24 protein-coding genes are annotated in these 26,294 nt (G+C 66.8%); 11 read left to right on the forward strand and 13 right to left on the reverse strand.

The annotated features are described in order from the left end of the window. Positions 1–109: 109 nt before the first annotated feature. From JOD62_RS06090 to JOD62_RS06110, 5 genes are all read right to left on the reverse strand, one after another. The gene (locus tag JOD62_RS06090) at positions 110–1,093 is read right to left on the reverse strand and encodes an SRPBCC family protein (RefSeq protein ID WP_204938421.1); all 984 of its coding nucleotides are present in this window, start codon (positions 1,091–1,093) and stop codon (positions 110–112) included. A 1-nt stretch (position 1,094) separates the two neighbouring features. Beyond that, the gene (locus JOD62_RS06095) at positions 1,095–1,475 is read right to left on the reverse strand and encodes an ArsR/SmtB family transcription factor (protein WP_204938422.1); all 381 of its coding nucleotides are present in this window, start codon (positions 1,473–1,475) and stop codon (positions 1,095–1,097) included. 314 nt (positions 1,476–1,789) lie between these two features. Next, positions 1,790–2,422: a hypothetical protein gene (locus tag JOD62_RS06100; protein ID WP_204938423.1), complete on the reverse strand. Its 633-nt coding sequence runs from the start codon at positions 2,420–2,422 to the stop codon at positions 1,790–1,792. A gap of 28 nt (positions 2,423–2,450) precedes the next feature. Beyond that, on the reverse strand, positions 2,451–8,126 hold the full coding sequence (locus JOD62_RS06105; protein WP_204938424.1) for a metallophosphoesterase: 5,676 nt from the start codon (positions 8,124–8,126) through the stop codon (positions 2,451–2,453). Between the two features lie 168 nt (positions 8,127–8,294). Beyond that, positions 8,295–9,236, reverse strand: coding sequence for a LysR family transcriptional regulator (locus tag JOD62_RS06110; protein WP_204938425.1), 942 nt, complete (start codon positions 9,234–9,236; stop codon positions 8,295–8,297). 118 nt (positions 9,237–9,354) lie between these two features. Between JOD62_RS06110 and JOD62_RS06115 the strand changes: the two genes are divergently transcribed. From JOD62_RS06115 to JOD62_RS06125, 3 genes are read left to right on the forward strand one after another with little or no spacing between them, the layout of a single operon-like run. Next, positions 9,355–10,341 (forward strand): DUF1852 domain-containing protein, encoded by a 987-nt coding sequence (locus JOD62_RS06115; RefSeq protein ID WP_204940082.1) that lies wholly within the window; start codon positions 9,355–9,357, stop codon positions 10,339–10,341. A gap of 20 nt (positions 10,342–10,361) precedes the next feature. After that, a complete protein-coding gene (locus JOD62_RS06120) occupies positions 10,362–11,396 on the forward strand; it encodes a methionine synthase (protein ID WP_204940086.1) in 1,035 nt (344 codons plus the stop codon). Between the two features lie 2 nt (positions 11,397–11,398). Next, positions 11,399–11,971 (forward strand): flavin reductase family protein, encoded by a 573-nt coding sequence (locus tag JOD62_RS06125; RefSeq protein WP_204938426.1) that lies wholly within the window; start codon positions 11,399–11,401, stop codon positions 11,969–11,971. An 18-nt stretch (positions 11,972–11,989) separates the two neighbouring features. Here the strand turns inward: JOD62_RS06125 and JOD62_RS06130 are convergent, their stop codons facing one another. Next, a complete protein-coding gene (locus JOD62_RS06130) occupies positions 11,990–12,475 on the reverse strand; it encodes a pyridoxamine 5'-phosphate oxidase family protein (RefSeq protein ID WP_204938427.1) in 486 nt (161 codons plus the stop codon). A 144-nt stretch (positions 12,476–12,619) separates the two neighbouring features. Between JOD62_RS06130 and JOD62_RS06135 the strand changes: the two genes are divergently transcribed. Next, positions 12,620–13,285, forward strand: coding sequence for a hypothetical protein (locus JOD62_RS06135; RefSeq protein ID WP_204938428.1), 666 nt, complete (start codon positions 12,620–12,622; stop codon positions 13,283–13,285). Between the two features lie 24 nt (positions 13,286–13,309). Here JOD62_RS06135 and JOD62_RS06140 read toward each other — a convergent pair whose 3' ends face one another. From JOD62_RS06140 to JOD62_RS06150, 3 genes are read right to left on the reverse strand one after another with little or no spacing between them, the layout of a single operon-like run. After that, entirely contained in the window at positions 13,310–13,930 is a 621-nt protein-coding gene (locus JOD62_RS06140; RefSeq protein ID WP_204938429.1) for an NADPH-dependent F420 reductase, read from the reverse strand. Next, positions 13,927–15,147: an FAD-dependent monooxygenase gene (locus JOD62_RS06145; RefSeq protein WP_204938430.1), complete on the reverse strand. Its 1,221-nt coding sequence runs from the start codon at positions 15,145–15,147 to the stop codon at positions 13,927–13,929. Before JOD62_RS06145 ends, JOD62_RS06140 begins: the two co-directional genes overlap by 4 nt. A 57-nt stretch (positions 15,148–15,204) precedes the next feature. Next, complete coding sequence (locus JOD62_RS06150) at positions 15,205–16,578, reverse strand: MFS transporter (protein ID WP_204938431.1); 1,374 nt, start codon at positions 16,576–16,578, stop codon at positions 15,205–15,207. A gap of 149 nt (positions 16,579–16,727) precedes the next feature. On the opposite strand from JOD62_RS06150, the gene JOD62_RS06155 reads away from it, so the two are divergent. Then, a complete protein-coding gene (locus tag JOD62_RS06155) occupies positions 16,728–17,660 on the forward strand; it encodes a LysR family transcriptional regulator (RefSeq protein WP_204938432.1) in 933 nt (310 codons plus the stop codon). Positions 17,661–17,666: 6 nt separating this feature from the next. Here JOD62_RS06155 and JOD62_RS06160 read toward each other — a convergent pair whose 3' ends face one another. Both JOD62_RS06160 and JOD62_RS06165 read right to left on the reverse strand, forming a co-directional pair. Beyond that, positions 17,667–19,277, reverse strand: coding sequence for an ABC1 kinase family protein (locus JOD62_RS06160; RefSeq protein ID WP_239527057.1), 1,611 nt, complete (start codon positions 19,275–19,277; stop codon positions 17,667–17,669). Positions 19,278–19,394: 117 nt separating this feature from the next. After that, positions 19,395–19,979 (reverse strand): PadR family transcriptional regulator, encoded by a 585-nt coding sequence (locus tag JOD62_RS06165; RefSeq protein ID WP_204938434.1) that lies wholly within the window; start codon positions 19,977–19,979, stop codon positions 19,395–19,397. Positions 19,980–20,148: 169 nt separating this feature from the next. Here JOD62_RS06165 and JOD62_RS06170 point away from each other — a divergent pair, with 169 nt between their 5' ends. From JOD62_RS06170 to JOD62_RS06185, 4 genes are read left to right on the forward strand one after another with little or no spacing between them, the layout of a single operon-like run. Beyond that, complete coding sequence (locus tag JOD62_RS06170) at positions 20,149–20,484, forward strand: PadR family transcriptional regulator (RefSeq protein WP_204938435.1); 336 nt, start codon at positions 20,149–20,151, stop codon at positions 20,482–20,484. A gap of 1 nt (position 20,485) precedes the next feature. After that, on the forward strand, positions 20,486–20,851 hold the full coding sequence (locus JOD62_RS06175; protein WP_204938436.1) for a DUF1048 domain-containing protein: 366 nt from the start codon (positions 20,486–20,488) through the stop codon (positions 20,849–20,851). Next, positions 20,848–21,621: an ABC transporter ATP-binding protein gene (locus JOD62_RS06180; RefSeq protein ID WP_204938437.1), complete on the forward strand. Its 774-nt coding sequence runs from the start codon at positions 20,848–20,850 to the stop codon at positions 21,619–21,621. The genes JOD62_RS06175 and JOD62_RS06180 overlap by 4 nt, the downstream gene beginning before the upstream one ends. Next, complete coding sequence (locus tag JOD62_RS06185) at positions 21,618–22,385, forward strand: ABC transporter permease (protein ID WP_204938438.1); 768 nt, start codon at positions 21,618–21,620, stop codon at positions 22,383–22,385. Before JOD62_RS06180 ends, JOD62_RS06185 begins: the two co-directional genes overlap by 4 nt. A gap of 34 nt (positions 22,386–22,419) precedes the next feature. Here JOD62_RS06185 and JOD62_RS06190 read toward each other — a convergent pair whose 3' ends face one another. Further along, positions 22,420–23,112, reverse strand: coding sequence for a DUF899 domain-containing protein (locus JOD62_RS06190; protein WP_204938439.1), 693 nt, complete (start codon positions 23,110–23,112; stop codon positions 22,420–22,422). A 39-nt stretch (positions 23,113–23,151) separates the two neighbouring features. Continuing rightward, positions 23,152–24,414 carry a class I SAM-dependent methyltransferase gene (locus JOD62_RS06195; protein ID WP_204938440.1) on the reverse strand — a complete coding sequence of 421 codons (1,263 nt, stop codon included), beginning with the start codon at positions 24,412–24,414 and terminating at the stop codon, positions 23,152–23,154. Positions 24,415–24,507: 93 nt separating this feature from the next. On the opposite strand from JOD62_RS06195, the gene JOD62_RS06200 reads away from it, so the two are divergent. Next, a complete protein-coding gene (locus JOD62_RS06200) occupies positions 24,508–25,452 on the forward strand; it encodes an ABC transporter ATP-binding protein (protein WP_204938441.1) in 945 nt (314 codons plus the stop codon). Next, the gene (locus JOD62_RS06205; RefSeq protein WP_204938442.1) at positions 25,445–26,242 is read left to right on the forward strand and encodes an ABC transporter permease subunit; all 798 of its coding nucleotides are present in this window, start codon (positions 25,445–25,447) and stop codon (positions 26,240–26,242) included. Before JOD62_RS06200 ends, JOD62_RS06205 begins: the two co-directional genes overlap by 8 nt. The last annotated feature ends 52 nt before the right edge of the window (positions 26,243–26,294 follow it).

Raw genomic sequence — 26,294 nt, forward strand, 5'->3', positions numbered from 1 at the left:
ACTCAGAGGACGAGTGGGCCGCCTCCCGTTCACAACTCCTCCAAGATGAGCTCCCTCACACCAAAATCGGCCAGCCCCCGAGGAAGCCGGCCGATTCTGAAGGAGTTAGTTACCGCTCGGGTGTCAGCACTGCGCTCTCGAGGCGGGCGTACGACGCCTCCATGCCGTCGGCCATGCCGGTGGCGAGGATCATGTCGCGCGTCTCCTTGTCGGGGTACTCGATGAGCACCGTGACGAGCGTGGCTCCGTCCTCTTCGTACAGGTTGAGGTCGTTGAGCGTCTCGACCGGCATACCCTGCATCCGCTCGGTCGTCACCGCGCGGCGCGGGGCGTCGAACAGCAGCACCTCGCCCTCGAAGCCGAACGGCTCCCCCGGGGTGTCGCCGACGGGCGCCCATGAGTTGCGGTAGCTCTGGCCCACTTCTGTCGCGGCGATGCACTCCGTCATCTCCCAGCCGTCGGGGCCGAGCATCCACTGCCGCACGAGATCGGGATCGTGGTGCGCACGCCAGACCAGGTCGCGCGGCCCGTCGATGAGACGGGTGATGCGCACGTGGGTGTCGTCGAGCAGTTCGACACGCGTGCCCTTGCCCTGGGCGTAGTCGCGCAGGTCCTGCAGCACGGCGTCGATCTGCGCCATCGCCATCTTCGTTCCCTCGATCGCGCCCATCGCGACCGTCTGCTCCAGCGCTTCGAGCGAGTCGAAGTAGGTCGTGGATGACATGCGCGTCGAGTCACCGGCGGGCGTGAACTCGAACGTCATCCGCATGGAGGGGAAGCCCTCCATCGGGGTGCCGTCCTCGTTCGCGAAGGCGTCGAGCACTTCGAAGCGGTGCGGGGCATCGATGGCGAGGAACTCCCACGTTCCCGTCGACTTCTCGCCGCGCGGGCCGCTCATCGTGTACTGCGCCTTGCCGCCGGGCGTGTGCTCCCAGGTGGTGAACGTGGCCGGCCATCCGGGAGGGCCCCAGAAGCGCTCCAGCTGACGGGGATCGCTGTACGCCGCCCAGACGCGTTCCACCGGGGCGGCGAACTCGGCGGTCACCGTCATGGTGAGGTTCTCTTCGTCGGTGACGAAATCGATCACGGGCATGTCACTCTCCTTGCTTGTCGTCGTTGTCGTGCTGTGCCGCTGAGCCGTGGGGCTCGGCGAGCAGGTCGTCGAGCCGGGCAATGCGGGATCGCCACAGCTCTTCGTATCGGGCGAGAAGCGCCCTGGCGCTGGCGATCATCTCGGGGTTCGCGCGGACGAGCCGCTCGCGTCCCTCGGCGCGCTTGATGATGAGGCTCGCGGCTTCCAGCACGGCGACGTGCTTCTGGACCGCCGCGAACGACATGTCGTAGTCAGCTGCGAGGGACGAGACGGATTGCTCCTGCTCGATCGTCCGGCGCAGGATGTCGCGCCGGGTCGACGCCGCCAGTGCGTGGAACACACGGTCGACCTCCGCTTCGCTGAGTTCTGTTTGTGCAACCATTTGGTTGTACGTTATGCGAAAGCGGATGCTGCGTCAAGAGGTTTCTCACGCAAAAGGCGCAAGAGGCAGCACCTCTCGCTCCGATGAAGAAGGCAGGCGCGCAGCTCGTTGCGACCGGCCGCGGGGCAGTCACCCCTCCTGCTGTCGGTCGGGGACCGGCCGTATCGCCTAGATCCACAGCCACAGAGGGATGAACTCAACGGAGACGCCTGCGTCTAGTTCTGCCCTCTTCCGCGTCGTTTGCGCGGAGATTCACGACGACGAGCTCGCCGCAGAGAGCCACCACCTCTCGGGGCCGCGGCAACCCAACCGACTCAGTCGGCCGAGCGCGGGCGGTAGAGCACCGCACCCGTGGCGATCAGCCCTCCGGCCAGCACGATCCCCAGCGGCAGCAACCAGGCGGCCTGGCCCGTCGTGGCCAGGTCACCGTCGCGCCCGGAATCCGGACCCCCCGCCTCGCCGCCAGGGCCACCCCCGGAACTGCCAGAGCCATCCCCGTCCCCACCGGTACCGTCGCCTCCATCGCCACCGCCGTCGCTGCCACCGCCGTCCCCGTCCCCACCGGTACCATCGCCTCCGCCGACGCTGCCGTCAAGCATGGCGACATAGCGTTCCCCGTCTGCCGGCGTGCTGGCCAGCCAGTAGTCGAGCCCCGCGGGCAGCGCCGCGCGGAACGCAGCGGTTCCTTCGGCGTCGGCGACCACCTCTGCGACGTAGGCGATGTCGTCCTGCGCCGGTGCGTGCGGATCAGCATCCGCGTCGAGCACGAGAACCGTCGCGGTCGCCCCGGCGAACTCCGCACCGAAAGCGATTCGCACCTCGGCGACACCCTCGCTGGTCGTCGCATCGTGCTCGGCGGCACCGGCGGCGTGCGCACCACCAACCGCAAGCACCGCACCGAGAGCGAGTGCACCAGCTGCCCGCATCGTCAAGTTCTGAACGTTCATGAGTGTGTTCTCCTCGCGTGTACGACGACTATCGGACGTTGACCAGCACGGGACGCTGGGCGTCGGTATCCCACGTCCACACAGCCGCGAAGTCCCAGCCGAGTCCTTCGTAGGTGGCCTGCAACTGAGTTGCCTCGGCCGTCACCGTCTCACCGTTGCGGGTCTCACGCCCATCATCGGTCACGGTCTGCCCGGTGAGAGCGATCGTGTCGACTGCCAGATTGTCGATGAAAGTGGCCCTCTCTGTGCCAAGCTCGCGCGCGGCGATGCGTCCGGCGTGCGACGAGGCCGTGATCGACGCGTTGAGGGCCACCGACTGAGCCACCGTGGTGGTGGCGTACGAGTACCCCACGAGACCGCCGGCGTTCTGGTTCGCGACGACCTCAACGGCGCCGGTCGCGTACACCCGCTGCGTCGTGCTGCCGCGACCCGCAATTCCTGCGATGCCCCCCGCCTGTCGTCCGGCATTCGCCGTCACGTCAGCCTCTGAGTAGGTGTCGCGGACCGTGCCGAAGAGGTAGCCGACGATACCCCCGACCGTGGATGCGCCCGTGATCGATCCACTCGTGCGCACCTCGGCGACGACGCCGCTCTCGGTGAGGCGGTCGATCAGGAGGCCCACCTCGCTGGAGGATGCCGTGACGGCGGCGTCTTCCAGCGCCACCTCCTGCACCGTGCCGGTGACCTCGGCGAAGAGCCCACCCGCCGGCGATGTGTAGCCGCTGAGCGTGTGCCCGCCGCCATCGAACGTGCCCGCAAAAGTCGCCGCGATGCGCACGTCACTGCCGCTCAGGTCGATGTCGGCGACCACCCGGTAGTTCTGTGTCGGATATGCGGCCATCTCACTGAAGTCGGCAACCTCATCGATCAGGAACTCGCCCTGCTCACCGGTGGGTAGGTTCGGACCGGCCGGCTCCGGCTCCTGATGGTCGCTCTCGTCGCGTCCGCGGGCGTCGCCGACCCCGGTCAGCAGCGGTCGTTCACGCTCATTGCTCCACTGCCACACGTCGGCACGGAAGCCCAGAGTGTCGCGGAAGAACGCGACGCTCTTCACCTGGGCGGTGGTGGCTGTACCACCGTGCAGGTTTGTCGTCGATGGCGCAGCCGTATCGGTCTGAGTGGTCGCTGTAGTGGCATCCGACGCCCAGTTGTTCTCGAGTGTCGCCATGTTGCCCGAGAGCACACGGCCGAGCATGCGGTGCGCCCACGACGGGGCTGTCACCGTCTGACCGAGCGAGATACTGTCGCGGATCACCGTACCGGTGTAGGCATATCCGAACACACCGCCGGTGTTACGACTGTCAGCGGCGACTGATCCGGTGGCGTAGACACGCTCGCTGAGCGAGCCGGCGAGCGCGACGCCGATGGCACCGCCGACCTCAGTGGCCGTACCATGCACCGTTGCGGTCGTGTAGGCGTCGCGCAGCTCACCGCTGGAGTCACCCAGGATGCCACCCACGCGGCTCGGCGCGGTGATCTCTCCCGTGGTGTACACCCGTTCGACGACGCCGGTGCTGACGTTGGCGAGGATGCCCGCCCGCGCCACCGAACCACTCACCTGGGCGTCCTCGATGCCGAGGTCGTGGATGTAGCCGCCGTTCTTGTCGAACAGGCCGCCCGCCTGGGACCGCAGACCGGTGATGATGTGGCCTGCACCGTCGAGCTCGCCGGTGAACGGCACTCGTGCGGCAAGCGGCGCAAAGGACTCGTCAGCGAGCACGATGTCGCTGGTGAGCACGTAGCGCTCTTCCGGGAACTTCTCCATCATGCGCAGCTGCTCGCCGTCGGCGATCTCGAAGAAGCCGTCTTCGTTCGTCGGCAGGTTCGGGGTCGGCTTGACGTACTCCTCAGGGTTCGAGCGCAGCACCGGGCGCTCAGCGTCGGCGCTCCAGATCCAGACCTCATCCAGGTTCCAGCCCAGGGTTGTGCCAAAGTGCTCGGGCGTGCCCGCAACGGCTGCGGTCACCCGGGCGCCCTTGAGGTTGTCGGCGGCCGGGGCGTCAGAGAGCGATTCGGCCGAGACGAACGTCTCGTCGGTCGCGTGGTTGTTCTCCAGCGTTGCCTGGTGCCCTGAGAGCACCCTTCCGAGCACGGCGTGTGCGTAGCTGGGGGCGGTCACCGCGACGTTCAGTGACATCGCGTTGCGAATGTTGGTCTCGTTGTAGCCGTAGCCGACGACACCACCGGTGTTGCGGGTAGCAGCAGAGACGGCACCCGACGAGTAGACGTTCTCAGTGGTCGAACCGGCCAAAGCCACACCGATCACTCCGCCAGACTCGGTGTGCGTCGCGTGTACGTCAGCAGTCGAGTAGCTGTCACGGATCTGTCCCGACGAGTCGCCCACGAGGCCGCCGACACGCGAGGGCGCCGTGATCGAACCGCTCGTCCACGACCGTTCGATCGTGCCGTTGTTGACATCGGCGAGGATGCCGACTGGGCCGATCGCCGACGACGTGTCCACTCCGACCACGGCGAGGTCGTGAATCGTGCCGTCATTGGTCTGGAACAGTCCGGCACCGTTGGCCCCGGCCGCGACGTAGCCGCTGACGGTGTGGCCACGCCCGTCGAAGACACCGGCGAACGGAGTAGCTCCCGAGCCGATCTGTGCGCGCTCTTCACCGTCGAGCTGCAGATCGTTCATCAGGGCGTAGTGGGCGTCGGGGGCGTGCACGATCTTCTCGACGTCGGCCCAGGTGCGTAGCTCGTACGGGCTCTCTGCGGTTCCTTCACCAGGCATTCCCTCGCGCACGAGGATTCCCGCAGTCAGCTGCCGTCCGGTGTCGAGCCCGTCCCAGACGAACAGACGAACCGTGCTGTCGGAGCGCACCGGCAACGGAGAGTCGAACGCGACGAGTTGCTCGGTGCCGCGGTGGTCGAGTTCGACGGTCGCGGTGCGCACATCGAGCAGCGCCTCTCCGCTGAGGTCGTAGGCGGCGGCGACGAGAGTGGCGTCGTCGCGGGCTCCTTCGGTGCTGAGCACACCGACTTCGGCGAGCGCCCCGTCGACGACGTCGTGTGAGGTGACGCGGAACTCGGCTTCGGGCTTGCTCACCGCGAACTCGTCGACAAGTTCACCGTCGATCGTGTAGACACGGGCCTGCAGTTCACCGTCGACGGCTTCGAGCACGAGTCCGGTCTGCGTGTCGACGTCGTACACAGTGTCGTCCCACGACTGCACCTGATTGTCGTAGAACTTAGGGCCACTCGACCCCATCGTGACGAACGTGGTGCCCCGGTTCTTCTGCGCCTCGTCGGTGACGAGCTCGCCGCCCAGGATGGTGCTGCGCTTGTAGACGTGGTCGTGGCCGCCGATGTGCAGTCCGACACCGAGCCGGTGCAGTGTCTGAGTGATCTTGGCGCGCGCGACGGACATGCCAGCGTCGCCGCTGTGCCGACCGCCGTAGTAGGGGAAGTGCCCCATCACGACGTTCCATTCGGCGTCGCTGGCGCGCACGTCGTTCTCGAGCCAGGCGAGCTGGGTGTCAAGGTCGTAGTTCGAGTTCAGCACGGAAAAGTGGATGCTGCCCCGGTCGAACGAGTAGTTGCTCTCGCCGATCTCGCTGCCGTTCTTGGGCAGGTCGAACATCGAGCTGAAAATGCGGCTGCGTTCGACCGAGAGCGCGGTGCTGACCTCGCGGTCGCCGTATGTCTCGTGGTTGCCGACCATGGGGGCGAACTGCAGGTCGAGGTCTTTCAGGGAGTGGTCGAAGGTGCCCTGCCACTGTGCGGCGTTGCCGCCGTTGTCGACGAGGTCGCCGACCTGGATCACGGTGTCGCCTCCGGTGCGTTGGGTACGCAACTGGTCGAGCATCTGGGCGGGCAGCTCGTAGTCGGACTGCTTTCCGCTGTTGACCTGCACGTCGCCGAGTACGTACACGGGTGCGTCACCGGCACCACCGGCGACGAACTCGCCGCGCACGTCGGTCCACGGGCCGTTTTCGCTCACACCGAAGCGGTACTCGTAGCGCGTACCGTCATCGAGGTCGGCGAGGTCGAACTCGTGGCTGCGCAGTGCGTGCGCGGTGATGCTGTCGAGGTAGGTGTCGGCTTCGGTGGCGATGGAATCGACCTCGAAGACGCGGTCGTTGCTGGATGCCACAGTGGTGGCGCCCAGGCCGAACAGCGCGCCGACGGGTGCGATCTTGGCCCAGACCTTCTCGACGGCGATGTCGGTGGCCACGCTCAGGCCGGCTTCGCCAGCATCAGCGCCCACGGTGGCGACGGTACCCAGGTGGCGGAAGACCGATTCCGGGTCGAGGTCGGTGGCCGCAATCTGGATACGGTGCACCGTGGCCGCGGTGTTGCCCTTGTTATCGGTGGCTTTGATCACGACGAAGTGATCGTCGTAGCCTTCCACGGTGAACGACCCGTCAGTCACCGGGAGGCGGTGCTGCGTGTTGTAGACCTCGACCGTCGTGGCGGGATGGGTACCGCTGTCGTCGGTGGCGGTGAACGAGGGAAGGGCGATGCGTTCGCCTGCGTCGGCATGCTCGGGGGCAGCCGCACCGATGGTGATCTGTGGAGCGTAGTCGGCGCCACGCACCTTCTCACCGACCCAGATCGGGGCCGAGACGATCTGAGCACCGTCGGCCTGCGTGGCTTTGACGAAGTAGTAGTCACCGTCTGCGACATCGAGGGTCACGTCGAGGTTGTGCACGGCTCCGCTGAGGGCGCCGAAGTCATGTGCCACCCGGCCGGCGTTGCTGACGATCTGCACCCGGGTGAACGAGTCATCGGCATCCGGATCGGCGACCTGCACGACCGCATCGATCTGGGCGGTGTCGGCGGGAAGGATCGACCCCATCATGACGTCGTTCGCGCTGAAGGCAAGGATCGCGTTCGGGTCGAGCGTCGAGTACATGCTGCGCTCGTTCATGGCACGGTGCACGCCGTCGAGCGATTTCTCGTCTGCCCAGACGCCCGTCAGTGCCGGGTTGGCGCTGACCCAGTTGGCGCTGTGCTCATCGCCGTTGAAGACGGGGGCGATGTGCCATCCATTGTCGAGCGCGAGCTGCCACTGGGCATCGTAGGCAGGGCCCTTGTGCTCGAACAGTGACATGCGCGCGTCAGCCTCGGGGGTGAGGTGTGCGAAGTGGTCGAAGTTGCCCTTGCCAGTGGGTGAGGGATGGTTGAACTGACCAATGACTTCACCGTCAGCCGCGAGACGCGCATAGAACGTGGGCAGGTCGTACATGAAGTCGCCGACCGGGAACACGCCCCCCAGGTTGTCACCTGAGCCACGCACGTAGCCTGGTGCGGTGACGAACCACTCGGCGTTGAACAGGTTGATGTGTCCGGTCGAGTCGTACCAGGTCACTTCTTCGCCCGGCACAGCCACCAGGTCGCTGTCACCCGAAGCATTGTGCCGTTCCGCACCGCTCTTGAGGTACTTCCATTCGTTCGAGTGCGCGTGCTCATGGTCGTCGGCCCAGTCATCCGCCGAGCGTACGTCCATCGTCACGTCGTGCTCACTGGCCGAGAAAAAGTCGACGTCGGTGTTCTCGGCGACGTACGTGTAGGCGTCTTCGGGCAGTTTCACCCCGTCGCTGATCGACGTGTGCGAGTGAAACTCTCCTGTGTAGTGCGTTTTGCCGAGGAAGGTCGGATGTGCACTGGTGCCGTCGATCGCGGGGTCGGCTGCGTGCGCCGCCGGCGCGGTCAGCAACGTGGCTACCAGTCCGAGGGCGACCGAACTGGCGATCATCGCCCCCGCGCGTCGCCCCGAGCGGACTCTGGGTAGTTCGCCGCCCGGGAGGGCACGACCGCGACAGGCAGAAGCAGAGGCAGGGGTCAGTATGCGCACTCGCTCGACGGTATGGGGTGCTGACGAACCGTTCCCCTCTGGCGGGCGAACAGCAGGTGAACCTCTGCTTCACCCGAGAACTTCAACCCCGAACTCCGCGACGACCGCGCGCACTTCCTCCAGGTAGCGCTGGGCCTGTTCGGTGAGCGGGATCGCGGCGTGGTCGATCCAGCCGATCTCGATGCGCTCGTCGACGGCGAGCGGGATGGCGACGATCTCGGGGTCGAGTTCGTCGCTGATGATGCCCGTCGAGATCGTGTAGCCGTTGAGGCCGATCATGAGGTTGAAGATCGTCGCGCGGTCCGAGACCCGGATCTCCTGTGCGCTCGACAGCGTGGAGAGGATCTCCTCGGAGAGATAGAACGAGTTGTTCGCGCCCTGGTCGAAGGTGAGTCGCGGCAGGTCTGCGAGGTCATCGAGCGTGACGTGCGCGCGGGATGCGAGGGGGTTGCCCCGCGAGATGAAGATGTGCGGCTCGGCGAGAAAGAGCGGATGGAAGACGAGCCCGGCGTCGCGCAAGAGCTTGTCGATCACCCTCCCGTTGAACTCGTTCCGGTAGAGGATGCCGATCTCGCTGCGGAGCGTCCGCACGTCCTCGATAATGTCCCAGGTGCGCGTCTCCCGCAGTGAGAACTCATACTCGGCCGCGCCGATGGCTTTGACGACGCGCACGAACGCGTCCACCGCGAACGAGTAGTGCTGCGCCGATACTCCCAGCAGGCGCCGTGACGGCGGGCGCCCGAGGTAGCGCTGCTCCAGAAGCGCCACCTGTTCCACGACCTGCCGCGCGTACCCGAGGAACTCCGTGCCGTCGACGGTGAGAGTGACACCGCGGGCCGAGCGGACGAGGAGCGCACGCCCCACGCGGGCCTCGAGGTCCTTCATCGCGGCCGACATGGTCGGCTGCGCCACATACAGAAGGTCGGCGGCGGCGGAGATCGATCCCTCCGCGGCGACCTCGATGAAGTAGCGGAGCTGCTGGAGCGTGAGTCCGCTCGATCCCTGAGCCATAGGACGAGGCTATATGAACGCACATGAAGTTCTAGTTACTCGATATCGAACCATTCCCCTCACCATGGAGATATCTGTTTCCCCGGCCGTTCCGGCCGCACCCACGGATTGGCCACTCATGGCGGACGACTTCACGTTCAGCATCACCACCACTCGCTTCGACGAGAACTACACGCCGTCGGAGAACTCCCGCGCCACGACGAATTTCGCCAACCTGGCGCGCGGCGAGCACCGTCAGGAGAACCTCCGCAACACCCTGACGATGATCAACCAGCGCTTCAACGACCTGGCGGACTGGGACAACCCGAACGGCGACCGCTACGCGGTGGAGCTCGAGATCATCTCAGTGCAGCTGGAGTTCGCCGCAGAAGGCGCCGACCAGCAGTTCCCCCTGCTCGAAGTCCTCGACATCTGGGTCGTCGACCGGCACACGGGCGAGCGCCACCACGGCATCGTGGGCAACAACTTCTCCTCCTACGTCCGCGACTACGACTTCAGCGTGGTGCTGCCGGCAGCCAAGGCCAGTGGAAGCGCGATCCCTCAGGACTTCGGCGACCTGCACGGCAAGCTGTTCGAGCACTTCCTCGACTCCGACGCCTACCGGGAGCGGTTCACCGCGGCACCCGTCATCTGCATCAGCGTCTCGACGAGCAGAACCTACCGTCGTACCGGCAACCACCACCCGATCCTGGGCATCGAATACCAGCAGGACGCACCGGCCCTGACGGATGAGTACTTCGGCAAGATGGGCCTGCGCGCCCGGTACTTCATGCCGCGCGGCAGTGCAGCACCCTTCGCCTTCTACTTCCGCGGAGATCTGCTGGGCGACTACACCCCGCTGCAGCTCATCGGCACGATCAGCGCGATGGAGACGTTCCAGAAGATCTACCGTCCGGAGATCTACAACGCGAACTCGGCGGCGCCCGCTGTCTACCAGCCGACGCTGGAGCAGAACGACTACTCCCGCACGCAGATCGCCTACGACCGGGTCGAGCGCAGCCAGCTTGCGGTCATCCAGGGCAAGTTCACCGAGGAGCACTTCATCACGCCGCACAAGGACACCCTTGAGCGGTGGGCATCCAACTACGCCGTTTCCATCGCATGACCAGCGGAAAGTCCTCTCTCGTGAACACACTCCTGCCCACTTCCACCGTCGGAAGCCTGCCGAAGCCGTCCTGGCTCGCCGAGCCGGAGACCCTCTGGTCGCCGTGGAAGCTGCAGGGTGACGAATTGGTGGAGGGCAAGCAGGATGCGCTGCGCGCCGCCGTCCAGGAGCAGACGTCGCGCGGCATCGACATCGTCAGCGACGGCGAGCAGACGCGACAACACTTCGTCACGACGTTCATCGAGCACCTCAGCGGTGTGGATTTCGAGAAGCGCGAGACCGTCCGCATCCGCGATCGCTACGACGCGAGCGTGCCGACCGTCGTCGGCGCGGTCACGCGTGAACGGCCCGTGTTCGTCGAGGATGCAAAGTTCCTCCGGGGTGCGACCGATCGTCCGATCAAGTGGGCTCTTCCCGGACCGATGACGATGGTCGACACCCTCTACGACGCGCACTACAAGAGTCGCGAGAAGCTGGCGTGGGAGTTCGCGACGATCCTCAACCAGGAGGCGCGCGAGCTCGAGGCGGCCGGCGTCGACATCATCCAGTTCGACGAACCCGCGTTCAACGTGTTCTTCGATGACGTCAAGGACTGGGGTGTCGCAGCCCTCGAGCGGGCCGCAGAGGGACTGCGCGCGGAGACCGTCGTGCACATCTGTTACGGCTACGGCATCAAGGCGAACAACGATTGGAAGGCGACGCTCGGGTCGCAGTGGCGGCAGTACGAGGAGTCCTTCCCGCTCCTCCAGCAGTCCAGCATCGACACCATCTCGCTGGAGTCGCACCACTCGCACGTGCCCACCGACCTAGTGGAGCTCCTCCGCGGCAAGAAGGTCATGCTCGGAGCCATCGACGTGGCGAGCACCGAGATCGAGACGCCCGAAGAGGTCGCCGACACCCTGCGGAAGGCACTCGCGTTCGTCGACGCCGACAAGCTGATCCCCAGCACGAACTGCGGCATGGCACCGCTGAGCCGTGACGTCGCGCTGGCGAAGCTGAGTGCGCTCAGCGCGGGTGCCCGCATCCTTCGCGAAGAGCTGGGCGGCGGGGCGTAAGCATGTTTCACGCCTACCCCGCCGCCTCTTGGACCGAGACGCCGAAGCATGCCTTCTCGTCCTCGCTCTCGCCGGACGAGTTCAAGGCGCTGTTTCGCGGGCACCCCGGCGGTGTCGCTGTCATCACGGCGGATGCTGGCGAGGGGCCGGTCGCGTTGACCGCGACGTCGGTTGTGTCGGTGAGCGCTGAGCCTCCGCTGCTGATTTTCTCGATCTCGACGCTGTCGTCGGCATCCGCCGTGCTCTCACGTGCGGAGACCGTCGTCGTGCACCTCCTCGATGCGCACGATGTGGGCCTCGCCCAACTCGGCGCGACCCCGGGCATCGACCGCTTCGCGCAGGCGCACTCGTGGTCGAGGCTCAGCACCGGTGAGCCGGTGTTCGATGAGGCCCGGGCGTGGGTGCGCTGCGCGGTCATCGATCGCATGGATGCGGGCACCTCGACCGTGATCGCCGCCCACGCTCTGGAGTCCCACTTCACGCGCGACGTCGCCCCGGGCGAGCCGGGCGACGCCCTGGTCTATCACAACCGGTCGTGGCACCGCCTCGGTGAGCACTCGCGTCTCGAGGTCTGACCCCGCGCGCGAGTCACCTCAGGACGACGTCGGAGGGAAAGACGGAATACGAGTCGGCGGCGCATCGCGGCCGGTCGTCTCTGTGGCCTGCTCGCGAACAAAGCGGCGTCCCGTGACGGTCTGGGCGCTCAGCTTCAGGACATGCGGCTTGAAGCGCGGGCTCCAGGTGGAGAGGCGTCGAACGCCCGAACGCTCGATCTCGACATCATCGCGAAGGTGGGTCAGAGGACCTCGAACGACGACACTCCACCGTTCCTCGCCGTCCCCGCCGTCCCCGCCGTCCACTTCGAAAGCGCCGACGCTGTCGCTTCTGCTCTTGACGCTGACGAGCTTCAGGTCGGCGGCCGTGCGGATGTAGATCGCCCCCTCATAGACCGTGTAGTTGACGGGGAAGATCTGCGGCCCGTCGTCTGCGTCCACGACGACCAGACGCCCCATGTCATGCCCTTCCAGCAGCTGCCAGGACTCCGCGGTGTTCAGGTGGCCGTCGCGCGCGATGGTCATGTCTTCTCCCTGTCGTCAATCCCCAGTACACCAGTCGAAGCGGGGAAGGGAAAGACCAAAAGGTTTCCGAGGGATGGCGCACGCCCAACCCGTCCGAGGGACGCAGGAGCGGCGTAGCAAAGCGACGTCCGGCAGACTGAAGCGATGGATGCCACCCTCGCCGCGCTCCCCGCGGATGCCGACCATCGCACCGCCGAACGCGCCTTCATCGACGCCGGGTGGACGCGAGCCGGCGCCGGCGACTGGGCGATCGCGCTGCGCGCGCCAGACGGATCGGCCGCGGTGCGCATCAGCCCGTTCGATCCGACGGGCCCCTACACGGCGGAGCTCTACCGCGCCGCGGCGCACACTCGGCTGATGCCGGAGCTCTTCGCACATCGCAGGCTGTCGGGCGGTGGTGACCTGCAGCTCATGGAGTGGCTGACTCCGGTCGACCCCGCCGACGCCCATGCCTTCCACGGGCTGATCGCGGCACGCGACGAAACCCTGGCCGAGCTGGTCGATCTCATCGACAGCATCCACGCGAGGGCGCTGCGCGAGCTGCCCTGGTGCGGACCACTCGACACGAATCCGTCGAACGTGATGCGCGGCGCCGACGGACGACTCGTCGTCATGGACCTCTTCTACGCCGACGGCCCTGCCCTGTACGCGACGGCGGGCAGTGACCCCGACGCCCTCGTCGCGCGCATCCCAGAATCGGAACGACGTCACATCACCGAGATCCCGCTCGCCGGATCCGGCCCGTGGGACGAGGCGTCCCGCGAGGAGATGCGGCGCGGGATCGCCGCGGCGGACGCCCGGCGCGGGTAGGCCGGGCATCCGCCGCATCCACCCCTACGGCAACAGGGTGAAGCCGGACTCGTATCGCGTCTTGCCGAGCGACGCCATCAGGATCTGCAGAAACCCCATCGCCTCCAGCTCGCGCGCACGGGTCAGCGGACCCACATCCACGGCCCGCATCCCCGCCGCTTCCACGAGTGCCGCGACCTGCACCTTCGCATCCGCATAGTCACCGGCGTAGAGCACCGTCGTGGGGGTCGTTCCGTTCGTGCCGCTCGTGAGCGTGTCGCCGAGATTGACGTTGAACGCCTTCACGACGGCCGCTCCCACCGGGAGCAGGGCAGCGAGCTCTGCGGCCGTCGATGAGTCGGGGGGCGACATCAGCGCGTCGTTGGTCGAGAAGTCGATCGGGTTGCTGATGTCGATCGTCACCTTGTCTCGGAGCTGATCGCGATAGTGCTCCAGCACGCTCGGATACGCCCCGTAGGGCACGGCGAGCACGACGAGATCACCCGTGATGTCGTCTCCCATGACGCTGTACTCGAACCGCGACCGCGCCGCCGAGGGGCTCTGCGCACTGCGCTTGATCATCTGAACACTCGCGCCCGCACGAAGCGCGACCTCGGCGATCGCCGCGCCCATCTTTCCGCTGCCGATGATGCTGATCGAAGTCATGCGAACTGAACCTTCCGGAATCGGGTGAGTGCCTGCTCGGCCACCTTCTGCGCGTCGTAGTCGAACACCGTGCTGCGACGGAAGTCACGACCGACGCGGATGTCGGCGTCGCGCTTGTCCAGGTCGGCGAACTCGTACTGCGCATCGAACATGGCGCCGGCGCGACGCGAGCCGTGCTGCAGGATCGCCGTGCGCTGCATCCGCACTGCGGTGTAGCGCCGGAACGCCTCCGGGATGTCCGCGATCTCGTCCGCGGCGGCGAGGAAGGTGGCCAGCGCCATGCTGTCTTCGATCGCCTGATTCACTCCCTGTCCCTGATGCGGCAGCATCGTGTGCGCCGCATCGCCGAGCAGTGTGATGGCTCCACGCGACCAGTTCGTGAGCGGGTCGTGATCGAACAGCCCCCACCAGAAGGTCTTGTCGATCTGTCGGATGAAGTGCTGCAGCTTCGGATCCCACTGGTCGCCCGCGAACTCGGCGGCCAGCTCGCTCACCTCTGCGGGTCCCGACCACGGCCCGTTGAGGGGGCGGTCGCTGGGGATTCCGGCGACGAAGTTGAAGAGCTTGCGTTGCTGCAGGGGGTAGGCCATGAAGTGCCGTCGATCGCCCATCCACACCTGGCTGATCATCGGCCAGTCCTCGGGCAGCAGCGACGCATCGACCACACCGCGGTAGACGATGTACCCGGAGTACACCGGCTCCGGGTGCTGCCCCACGGCCTGACGCACCACGGAGTGGATGCCATCCGCACCGATCACCGCGTCGAAGACGTCTTCGACACCGTTCTCGAACTCGACACGCACTCCCGCATCGACCGTCTCCACCGACGCCAGCCGATGGCCGAGTCGCACAACCTCAGCAGGCACGTTGCTGGCCAGAGCGTTGATGAGGTCGGGTCGATACATGCCGATGTTCTGGTAGTTCTTCGCCGAGTCCTCCCAGGCTGCGTCAGTGACGATCTCGCCCATCGCGTTCTGATAGACGCCGTGCCCGTCCGGCACCGCCCCCGCACTGCGGATCCCCTCGAGCACCCCGAGCCGGTCGAGCACACGTGCCGCGTTCGGCGCCACGGTGACTCCGGCTCCGACCTCACCCAGTTGGCTGGCCTGTTCGAAGACCGTGACCTGCACTCCGGCGATCTTCGTGAGGGCGATCGCCGCGGTGAGTCCGCCCATCCCTCCGCCGATGATCGCCACTCTGGCGTTCTGACTTACCATTTCCTACTCCTTGACTGAGCCGCAGGTCGCGACGGGTCGTGCGATGCGCGATGGGCGCTACTTCGTCTCCGCGAGTTGCGCGACGGGGGTGCGGGACGCGAAGATCGTGGCTCCCGTCGCCTGTTCCGCCTCGTGATCCGGGCCGAGCGGGATGCCGGAGCGATCACGCAGGCACAGGGTCGCGCCCGCTCCGAGCAGGGTGGCGAGAAGCAGGTAGCCGGAGACGGCGGCGGTCGTGCCGGTCGCTCCCAGCAGCATCTGCGCGATCATGGGCGCGAAGGCTCCGCCGAGGACGGCGCCGATCGCGTAGGTGATCGAGACACCGGAGAAGCGGACGGATGCCGGGAAGATCTCCGAGTACCACGCAGCCAGTGGCCCGTAGGTGAGGCCGAGGCCGGTCGAGATCAGCAGCAGCGCGAGGTAGAGCCCGGGCAGTCCGCCCTCGTCGACGAGCCAGAAGACGGGGAAGACGACGAGCGCCTGGATGCCGAAGCCGATGAGGAAGGTGTGACGCCGTCCGATCACATCGGCCAGGTAGCCGGCGATCAGTGTCGAGAAGAACCACACGGTGGCGGCGAAGACTGCCGCGACGAGCACAGCGGTCGTGTCGATGCTCTGCACGTTGATCGCGTAGTTGTTGAGGAAGCCACCCGTGGTCATGTAGCCGAGCGTGCCGTTGCCGACGAACACGAGCGCCGCGAGGATCACGAGATGCCAGTAGCGCTTGAAGAGCGTCACGATCGGCAGGCGCGCCTGCTTGCCGCGCTTGGCGATCTCTTCGAAGACCGGGCTCTCCGAGACCGAACGGCGGATGACGAAGCCGATCACGATCAGCACGGCGCTGAGGAGGAAGGGCACGCGCCACCCCCACTCGAGGTAGGCCGCACCGGGAGAGATGACGCCGGTCATGAGCGCGGTCACCCCCGACGCGAGCAGGAATCCGAGCGGCACACCCAGCTGCGGCCACGACCCGGCGCGCCCGCGGCGATCAGCAGGTGCGTGTTCGACGGCCATCAGGACCGCCCCGCCCCACTCTCCACCGGCGGAAAGCCCCTGCAGGATGCGCAGCAGCAACAGCAGCACGGGTGCCAGGATGCCGATCTGCGCGTACGTGGGCAGCACGCCGATCAGCGTGGTCGCCGCGCCCATGAGCACAAGCGTTGCGACCAGCATCGCCTTGCGCCCGATGATGTCACCGAAGTGACCGGCGAGGAAGGCTCCGAGCGGGCGGAACAGGAAGGAGATTCCGACCGTGGCGAAGGAGAGCAGGAGCGCGATCTCCTTGCCGGCGGGCTGGAAGAACAACTGAGCGAACACGAGCCCTGCGGTCGTGGCGTAGATGAAGAAGTCGTACCACTCGATCGTGGTGCCGATGATCGTCGCGAAGGCGATCCGGCGCAAGGATGCTGGCGCAGCAGCGGAAGAGGTCATCTGTGTCCCTAACGTCATTGTTTCCCCCTGCGGCAGAGGGGTGTGGGAATCGGGTGTTCTTATCGTCCTCGACAGCACTCTGCGTGTAAATCACGGTTATCCGCAGATATAGTTCGATCAGACAGAAGAACTCTGCCGGGAGGAGGGCAATGGCGGACGTCAGCCTGCGACAGTTGGAGCTGTTCGCTGCGCTCCCCGACTTCACCACCCTCAGCGCGGCCGCCGCGCACCTGCACATCTCGGAGTCCGCGCTTTCGCAGGCGGTCACGAGCCTTGAGAAGGCTGTGGGTGAGCAGTTGTGCGTCCGTCGCAAGGCGCGCGGCCTGACTCTGACTCCCGCCGGGCAGCGCTTCGCCGAGCAGGCGCGGAAGATCATCGCCGATACGCAGGAGCTCGTCCTGGGCGCCGGCGACGGGACGGAACTCCGCGGCCCGGTGAAGCTCGGCTGCTACTCCAGTTTCGCCACGAACGTCGTGCCCGAGCTTCTGGAAGGATTCCCGAAGAAGCATCCGGGAGTGCGCATCGAGATCACCGTCGGCACGAACGAAGAGCTGCTCTCGGCCCTCGACTCGGGGCACCTCGATGTGGCGCTCGTCTTCGACGTGTCGCTGCCGGTCGGGTACCGCCGCCGCAAGATCTACGCGACCGAGCTCGAAGTGCATCTGCATCCCGACCACCCGCTGGCCGCGTCCCGCACGGTCGACCTCGCAGAACTCGCCGACGAGCCGTGCATTCTGTACGACGCGACCCCGGGCACCCGAAACGTCACGGATGCCTTCGCCGCGCGCGGTCTGGAGCCACGCATCGTGACGAAGGTGCCGCAGATCAGTCTCGTGCAAGCCCTGGTCGGACGCGGCGTGGGCTACGGATTGCTGATGTCCCGGCCCAACATCCTCCCGATGAGCACGGAGGGTCGACCGGTCGTCATCCTGCCACTCGATCCCCCGGTCACGCTCTCGCATGTCGTGGGGCTCTGGCCTGCAGACATGTCACTCACCCCGCGCGCATCCGCCCTGCTCGACTTCGCGGTCGAGAAGCTCGGCGGGTACGGGCGGCCTGACGCCATCCCGCCCTCGCAGTAGGCGCGGCTACCTCCGCCCGATCCCCGCGAACAGCACGTATCCGAGCGGCACGACGGATCCGACCATGAGCAGCGTCCCCACGACAGGGTTGACGCCCACCAGGAGCGCACCTCCGACGAGCAGACCTGCGAACACGACGGCACCGACGGCCCGCCGCACGAGGCGGATCAGCCAGTCCATCCGCCTCTCCAATCGGGAGAGGTCGAACGTGAGCGTGCCCTCTTCGAGCCGATCGACGACGCCATCGATGCGCTGCGGCAGTCGCCAGGCGACCCCGGCGGTGGCCATCGCCTCCTGAGCGAAGTCACGCACCATGTTGCCGCTCTCGTCGCGCAGCAGCTGTGCCGCGTAAGGCTCGACGGCATCCCAGACATTGAAGTCCGGGTCCAGCGAGCTGCACAGACCGGACGTCAGCGAGACGGCTCGCATGAGCAGCAGGAATCCCTCCGGGAACTGAAACGGCAGACCGCGGACGACATCGCCGAACTCGTTGCCGAAGTCGCGGAACTCGCGCGGGTCGACCGCGCTCATCTCCGCGAAACCCATGCCGCCGAAGCGCGCGAAGAGGTGCGTCACCGCCTTCTCGAACTCGCGGGTGTCGGCGCTCGGCAGCAGTGCACCCACTCCCTTGACGCCCTCGATCAGACGGCGGCTGTCGCGTGCCGCGAGCGCGATCACGATCGTGCGCAGCCCCTCGCGGATGCCGGATGGAACCTCGCCCATCATGCCGAAGTCGATGAAGGTGAGGCGCCAGCCCGCAGCATCCGGAGTCACGAAGACGTTGCCCGGGTGCGGATCGGCGTGGAAGAAGCCGTGCCGGAAGATCTGCTCGAACATGGCCTCAGCGAACGCCGTCGCGACCTCGGCGGGGTCGATTCCGGCAGCCCGCAGTGCCACGGCGTCATTGACCTTGATCGCCGTCACATCCGACAGGGTGAGCACGCGTCGAGTGCTGCGCTCCCACGCGATCTGCGGAGCGGCCACGCGCGGATCGGCGGCGAAGTTCTCGGCAAAGCGCTCGGCGCTGGCGGCCTCGTGCAGGTAGTCGATCTCTTCGCGGGTGGTCTGCGCGAACTCCTCCATGAGGGCCGGAGCATCGACCTTGTCGGACACGAGGCGGATGCGACTCAGCCACCGCCCGACGCGCCGCAGTGCGTCCAGGTCGACCTCGACGATCTCCTCGATACCCGGACGCTGCACCTTGACCACGACGTCTTCGAAGCCGGCGTCCGCGGCGACGTCGGCGGAGAGCCGGGCGCGATGCGCCTGACCGAGGGATGCTGCGGCGAGCGGCACCTCTTCGAAGAAGTCGTACGCCTGCGACAGCAGGATGCCGAGTTCTTCTTCCGCGCGGCGCTGGATGGCCGCGAACGGCTCTGCAGGCACCTCGTCCTGCAGATCTTCCAGCGTGCGCGTGACCTCGGGTGGCAGCACGTCGAGCCGTGATGACAGAAACTGCCCGACCTTGATCATGAGTCCGCCGAGGTCGACCGCCAGCACGCGAAAGCGCTCGGCCATCCGCCGGAGCCGTTCGGGTCGCGAGCGCTCCGAGACGCCCGCCATCCCCAGGCGCGGCAGAGCCATCTCGAACCACCAGAGCTGCACGAGCTGCCGCATCGCGAAACGCAGGATCCTTCGGTAGCGGGCGCGGTGAGGGCGGATGCTGCGCGCAGCGTCGTTCACGCGGACAGCCCTCCCCTCACCGGCCGACATCCGCGGATCGTCGAGAGCGGTTCACGCGTCAGCCAGGATGGCGTACAGCTTACGACGCGCGTCGTCGAGGACGGCAGCGGCCTTTTCGATCTGCTCGGGGGTGCCGGTGCGGGCGACCTGTGCGGCGGCTCCCGCGAGGTCGGCACCCGACTTCGCGAGCGCCGTGTGCTTGAACGCAGTGCGAGAGCCGGATGCCTCCCAGGGGGCGGGCTCTTCCGCGGCAGCATCCGCAGTCTCCTGCCCTGCCTCGGTGAGCGAGTAGGTCTTGCGACCGCCGCGTTCTTCTGCCGTGATCAGCCCTTCATCGGCGAGGAGCTGCAGGGTGGGGTAGACCGAGCCCGCACTCGGCTTCCACGTGCCACCGCTGCGCTCTTCGATCTCGTGAATGATCTGGTAGCCGTGCATCGGCCCTTCGGCGAGCAGGCTGAGCACCGCCGTGCGCACGTCGCCACGCGCCATCCGCGTGGGTCCGGTGCGCTGCTCGAACGCGGAGCGCAGCTGATCCATGACCTCGAAGATCGCCGCCGCGGGGCGACGGAAGTCGGGGCCGCCAGTGGGCCCGCCGCTCGATCCGCCGAACGGGTTGCCGGGCATTGATGTGTTCATGATGACCTCCCAGTGGTCGTCGAAACGATAGTTAACGATATGTCGTTGACTATCGCTGGGCAAGACATTTCAGGATTCTCGAAGATTCAGTATTCTCTCTTGCTAAGTACCGGTACTCGGTGTTACTTTGTACCGGTACTCGGCAGCACCGAGTAGTGAGGAGGCCCTGATGGGCAAGCAGATGACCGAGATGCTCAAGGGCACCCTGGAGGGGATCGTCCTGGCGCTACTCGCCGAACAGCCCGCCTACGGATACGAGATCACCGCGCGACTGCGCGACCGCGGCTTCAGTGACATCGCCGAGGGCACGATCTACGCCCTGCTCGTGCGCATCGAGCAGAAGAGTCTCGTCGACGTCGAGAAGGTCCCCAGCGAAAAGGGGCCCCCGCGCAAGGTCTACTCCCTCAACGCGCACGGCACCGCTGAGCTCGAGGAGTTCTGGAAGACCTGGAACTTCCTCGCCACACACATCGAAGAACTGCACACGAACACCAAGGAGAACTGACATGGCCGCAAAGTGGATCGAAGCGCTCACCGGATCGCTCGAGCAGAAGAAGCAGTACAAGCAGGCCAAGGCACGCATCGAGTCGCTGCCCGAGCCCTACCGCCAGGTCGCCGAGGCGCAGCACCGCTACTACATGTACTACGGCGGCGTGACCGACGGAGACACCCTGGTGCAGATGTTTACCGACCTCGCCGACCTGTGGGAGCGCGCCGCGATCGACGGCACCCCCGTAAGCGCGATCGTCGGTGACGACGCCGTGGAGTTCGCCGAGAACTTCGCCCAGGCCTACGCCGGCACGCGCTGGATCGACAAAGAGCGCGCGCGCCTGATCGAGGCCGTCGACAAGGCCAGGGAGACGGAGAAATGACAACAGCACCCGCCATCGAAGTGCGCGGGATCGAGAAGTCGTACAGAGACCTGCATGTGCTGCGCGGTGTCGACTTCGAGGTCGCGCCAGGGTCCATCTTTGCCCTGCTCGGCTCGAACGGCGCCGGCAAGACCACGATGGTGCGCATCCTCTCGACACTGCTCACCCCCGATGCCGGCGCAGCCGTCGTCCAGGGTCTCGACGTGGCATCCGCGCCACGGAAGGTGCGCGAGAAGATCTCCCTGACCGGCCAGTTCGCCGCCGTCGATGAGATCCTCACCGGGCGTGAGAACCTCGTGCTCGTCGCGAAGCTTCGTCACCTTGAGCACCCGGGCCGAATCGCCGACGACCTGCTCGCGACGTTCCGACTGACAGACGCCGGAGGCCGCCGCGTCGGCACCTACTCCGGCGGCATGCGGCGCCGGCTCGATATTGCGATGAGCCTGATCGGCAACCCCGAGGTCATCTACCTCGACGAGCCCACCACGGGGCTCGACCCCGAGGCGCGCATCGAGGTGTGGGAGGTCGTCAAGAACCTCGCGAACACGGGCACGACGGTGCTGCTCACAACCCAGTACCTCGATGAGGCAGAGCACCTGGCCGACCGCATCGCGATCCTTCACGAGGGCCGGATCATCGCGAACGGCACCCTCGCTGAGCTGAAGGCCCTGCTGCCACCGGCGAAGGTCGAGTACGTCGAGAAGCAGCCGACGCTGGAGGAGATCTTCCTCTCCCTCGTCGGCACGAAGACCGAAAGGGATGTCGCATGACCACGCACTTCGTCGCCGACACCGCGACGCTCACCGGGCGCTCGATGCGCCACATCTTTCGCAGCGCTGACACGATCATCACGACGGCGGTCACCCCGATCGCCCTCATGCTGCTCTTCGTCTTCGTGTTCGGCGGCGCGCTGCGTCAGAGCACGGGAGTCGAGAACTACGTCAACTATCTGCTCCCCGGCATCCTGCTGATCGCGATCGCCTCCGGTATCGCCTACACGGCGTTCCGCCTGTTCACCGACCTGCAGAGCGGCATCTTCGAACGCTTCCACTCGATGCCGATCGCTCGCTCCAGCGTGCTCTGGGCGCACGTGCTCACGTCGCTCGTCGCCAACGGCATCACCCTCGCGATCATCTTCGGGGTGGGGCTTCTCATGGGCTTCCGCACGAGCGCGAGCCCCCTGGCCTGGCTCGCGGTCATCGGCATCCTGGGGCTGTTCACCCTCGCCCTCACCTGGCTGGCCGTGATCGCCGGACTCAGTGCGAAGACCGTCGACGGCGCGAGCGCCTTCTCGTACCCGCTCATCTTCCTGCCGTTCATCAGCTCGGCCTTCGTGCCCACCGAGACGATGCCGGGCCCGGTGCGCTGGTTCGCCGAGAACCAGCCGGTCACCTCGATCGTCAACTCGATCCAGGCCCTGTTCGCCGGGCAGCCCGTCGGCACCGACCTCTGGGTCGCACTGGCGTGGTGCGTAGGCATCCTGGTCGTCGCCTACGCGGGAGCGATGCTCGTCTACCGCCGACGGATCGCCTGACCGGGGCCGCCGGCTCGGGCCCCGATGGTGGCCGTCAGGCGCTGTCGTCCTCGTACCGATCGTGCAGACGCATCCACGAGTACGGCGACTCCTGCGGCCATCCTTCGGGCGAGTTCTCCCATGACTCCTGGCGGCCATACGGAGTGAGGTCCAGCAGGTCGAACACGAGCATGAACGGCTCTTCTCCCCGCGCGAACGTCGACCAGGAGTGGAAGATCCGCTCGCCCCGACGAACGAAGACACTGATCGCCTGCCGCTCCTCACCCTCGCGCGTCGCACCGAAGTCCTCATTGAACGAGGTGGCGCCGGACGACACCCACGGCAGATCCCACCCCATCCGCTCACGGAAGGGGATCAGCTTCGCAAGCGGCGCCCGCGACACCATCGCAAACGCCGTGCGCCGGGCCTGCAGGTGGCTCAGCGGACCGATGTGGTCGGCCATCATCGAGCATCCGTCGCAGCCCTCTGCCCAGTCCTCACCGAACATGAAGTGCTGGATGATCAGCTGCGGCTGATCCCCGAACAGGTCGAGCAGTCGCACGGCCCCATCCGGACCCTCGAACACGTAGTCGGTCGTGACCTCGACGACCGGCATTCGACGACGCAGCGCAGCGACGGAGTCCTTCATGCGTGTCAGCGCCTTCTCCTGCTGCAGCAGCACACGGCGGGCGTCGGCCCACTCCTCGGCGTCGACAATGCGGGGCAGGGGCAGTTCTGAGGCGACCATCTGAGCATTATGCCCACGCCCGCCGACGCGGCGGAAGGCTCAGGAGCGGCGGATGCTGCGCGTCACCGTGAACTTCGGGGTGCGGAGGATCTGCTCCGTCTCGCCGATCAGACGGGTGAGCTCACCGCGATAGGCAAGCGACGAATTGAAGACCGTCCACAGCTCGCCACCGGGGCGGAGGATGCGCGCGGACGCCTCGAAGAGACGCGTCGCCGCACCGGTGTGCACGCTCGCCCCCAGGTGGAACGGCGGATTCAACAGCACGATGTCGACCGAGGCAGCCGCGATCTCGGATCCCGCGTCGTCGTGCGTGACGGTGACGCGGTCTTCGACCCCATTCGCCCGCACGGTCTCGCGGGCAGAGGCCACCGCCGCGGCCGAGCGGTCGGTCGCCAACACCTGGACCTCCGGGTGCGCGAGCGCGTACGAGACGGCGAGCGCACCGGTGCCGCAGCCGAGGTCGACGACCGTGCGGGCACTAACTCCTCCAGAATCTTCGGCGAAGCCCCCGTTTCGGGCAGTTTCGGCCTTTTCGACACCGTTTTGGAGGAGTTGTGAACGCCCCAGCGCGAGCGCGTCCAGCAGCACCCGCGTTCCGATGTCGAGGCGCGCTCCGGCGAATGCGCCGCCGTGCGCCACGAGGGTCAGCCCCTCGTGCGTCTCCACGACGGGAAACGGCGGCGTCCCTGCGACGGGCCGAGGGCCGGCTGCGATGACCAGACGCGACTTCCGCTGCGCGCGCTGCGCCTGCACGTTCTCGAAGAAGCGCCCGAGCACCTCGTTCTGACCGAGAGTCATGTGCTTGACGCGCCCACCGGCGATCACGACGACGTCCGGTGCCGCCCAACGTGCGATGGCATCCGCGATCTCCTCCAGCTCTGCGAGCGCCTTCGGTAGCTGCAGCAGCACCAGACGAGCGCCGGAGAGAAGCTCCGGCCCGAGCTCGTGCGACGTGAACGCCGTGTCTTCCCGCGGGAGGTCTGCGACGCCGTCGGCGTGTCCGCCCTCGACACGCCCCGTGCCAGACACAGCATCCGCGGAAAGCAACGCCCGCGCGTTGTTCGCAAGCGCTCGACGCCCCGTCGCCAGATCTTGGTGCACCCGGATGCCGCGCAGACCGGCCGCGGCGAGCGCAAGGGTGATCGCCCCGTACTCGTCGCCGATCACGGCGATTCTCGCGCCCGGAGCATCCGCCCTCAGCGCCTCGGCGACCAGCAGCTCGTCGGTGGCGTCCCAGGCCTGCAGGTTCTCCGCCTCGACATCGGGGAAGCGTCGCAGGCGGGAGTAGGGGAAGTCGGACACCGTTTTACTGTACGCGGCAGCCTCTCTTGACGACCGCGGACGACGGGCATATGGTGCCCAACGTGGGGCCCGTCGACCCCGTGAGGGGGAATCGTGAGCGCCGCCATCGAGATCTCGCACCTGCACAAGAAGTTCGGCCAGCACACCGCTCTACATGACCTGGATCTGCGTGTGTCTCCGGGCACGATCTTCGGCCTGATCGGCCCGAACGGGGCCGGAAAATCGACCACACTGCGCGTACTGCTCGACATCATCCGGCCGACATCCGGCGTCACTCGCGTGCTCGGTGAAGATCCGCGGCAGGGCGGCGCCGCACTGCGCCGGCGCATCGGCTACATGCCGGGCGAGCTGCGACTGGAGGGGCGTGTCACCGGTCGCCGACTGCTCTCCTTCTATGAAGAGGTGTCCGGACCGGTCGCTCCGGGCGCGGCCGAACGACTGGCCGAGCGTCTTGGCCTCGACCTGAACCGCCCCGTGCGCACGCTATCCAAGGGCAACAAGCAGAAGCTCGGCCTCGTTCAGGCGTTCATGCATGCGCCCGAACTGCTCATCCTCGACGAGCCGACCAGCGGGTTGGATCCGCTCGTGCAGCGCGAGTTCCTGCAGATGGTGCGAGAGGCGCGCGATGCGGGTCAGACGGTGCTGCTGAGTTCCCACGTGCTGAGCGAGATCCAGCAGACCGCCGACGAGGTCGCGGTGCTCGCCGATGGCAGGGTTGTCGCCGACGGTGCCGTATCGGCCCTGCGGCTCGCGTCGATTCGTCGGGTGCAGGCGGTGATCCAGACGACGGATGCTGCCGCCACACGCACTCTGTTCGAGGGCGTTCCCGGGCTCACCTCGGTGGAGGTCACCGACGATGGTGGTCTCCTGCGTGTGCGCGGCACCGTCGAGGGGTCGATCGATCCGTTCGTGAAGGCACTCGCCCGCTGTGAGGTGCACGACCTCACGATCGAGGAGCCGGATCTGGCCGAATCGGTGCTGCGGCTCTACGGTGCGGATACTGCCCCCGCCCCGACCCGACGGAGTCTTCGTGACTAGTGTGCCGGTGCTGCGTCGCAGCATCCGGGAGTCCTGGCGAGGACTGATCGGCTGGAGTCTCGGCATAACGGCCCTGCTGTTTCTCTACTTGCCGCTTTTCAAGAGCTTCGGCACGGGCGGTCAGCTTCAGGCGGTGATCGACGCGCTCCCGAAAGAGCTGACGAAGACGATCGGCTACGACCAGATCGCGACGGGCGCGGGCTACGCGCAGAGCACGTTCTACGGGCTGACCGGCTTCGTGCTGTTCACGATCGCCGCGGTCATCTGGAGTTCGGCGGCGATCGGCGGCGCCGAGGAATCCGGTCGGCTGGAGCTCGACCTCGCTCACCCGATCGCGCGGGTGCAATACGCGCTGGAGCAGGCCGCGGCCATCGTCGTGAAGGTGCTCTGGCTTGGGCTTCTCGCGGGCCTCATCGTGTGGGGGATGAACGAGCCGGTCGGCCTCGGCATCGATCCGCCGCACATCATCGGCGCGTCGGCGGCGCTGGCGGGGCTCGGCTTCCTCACGGCGTCCATCGGCCTGTTGGTCGGCGCGCTCACAGGGCGGCGGTCGTGGGCGAGCGGAGCCGCCGCGGGGATCGCGGTGCTCGGCTATGTCTTCCAGGCGGTCGCGAAGCAGAGCAGCGATCTCGAGTGGCTCAACATCTTCTCCCCGTACGCGTGGGTCTACCACCAGTCGCCCCTGAGCGACGGCGTGGACCTCGGCGGACTCGCACTCGTCTGGGGATTCGCGATCGTGTTCGCCGCGGCATCCGCCTTCGCCCTGCAACAGCGAGACGTGACCGGCTGAAACGAACGGATGCCGCATCGTCTGAGGGAGACGATGCGGCATCCGCGGTCAC

The organism is Microbacterium keratanolyticum (genome assembly GCF_016907255.1).
Classification (GTDB): domain Bacteria; phylum Actinomycetota; class Actinomycetes; order Actinomycetales; family Microbacteriaceae; genus Microbacterium; species Microbacterium keratanolyticum.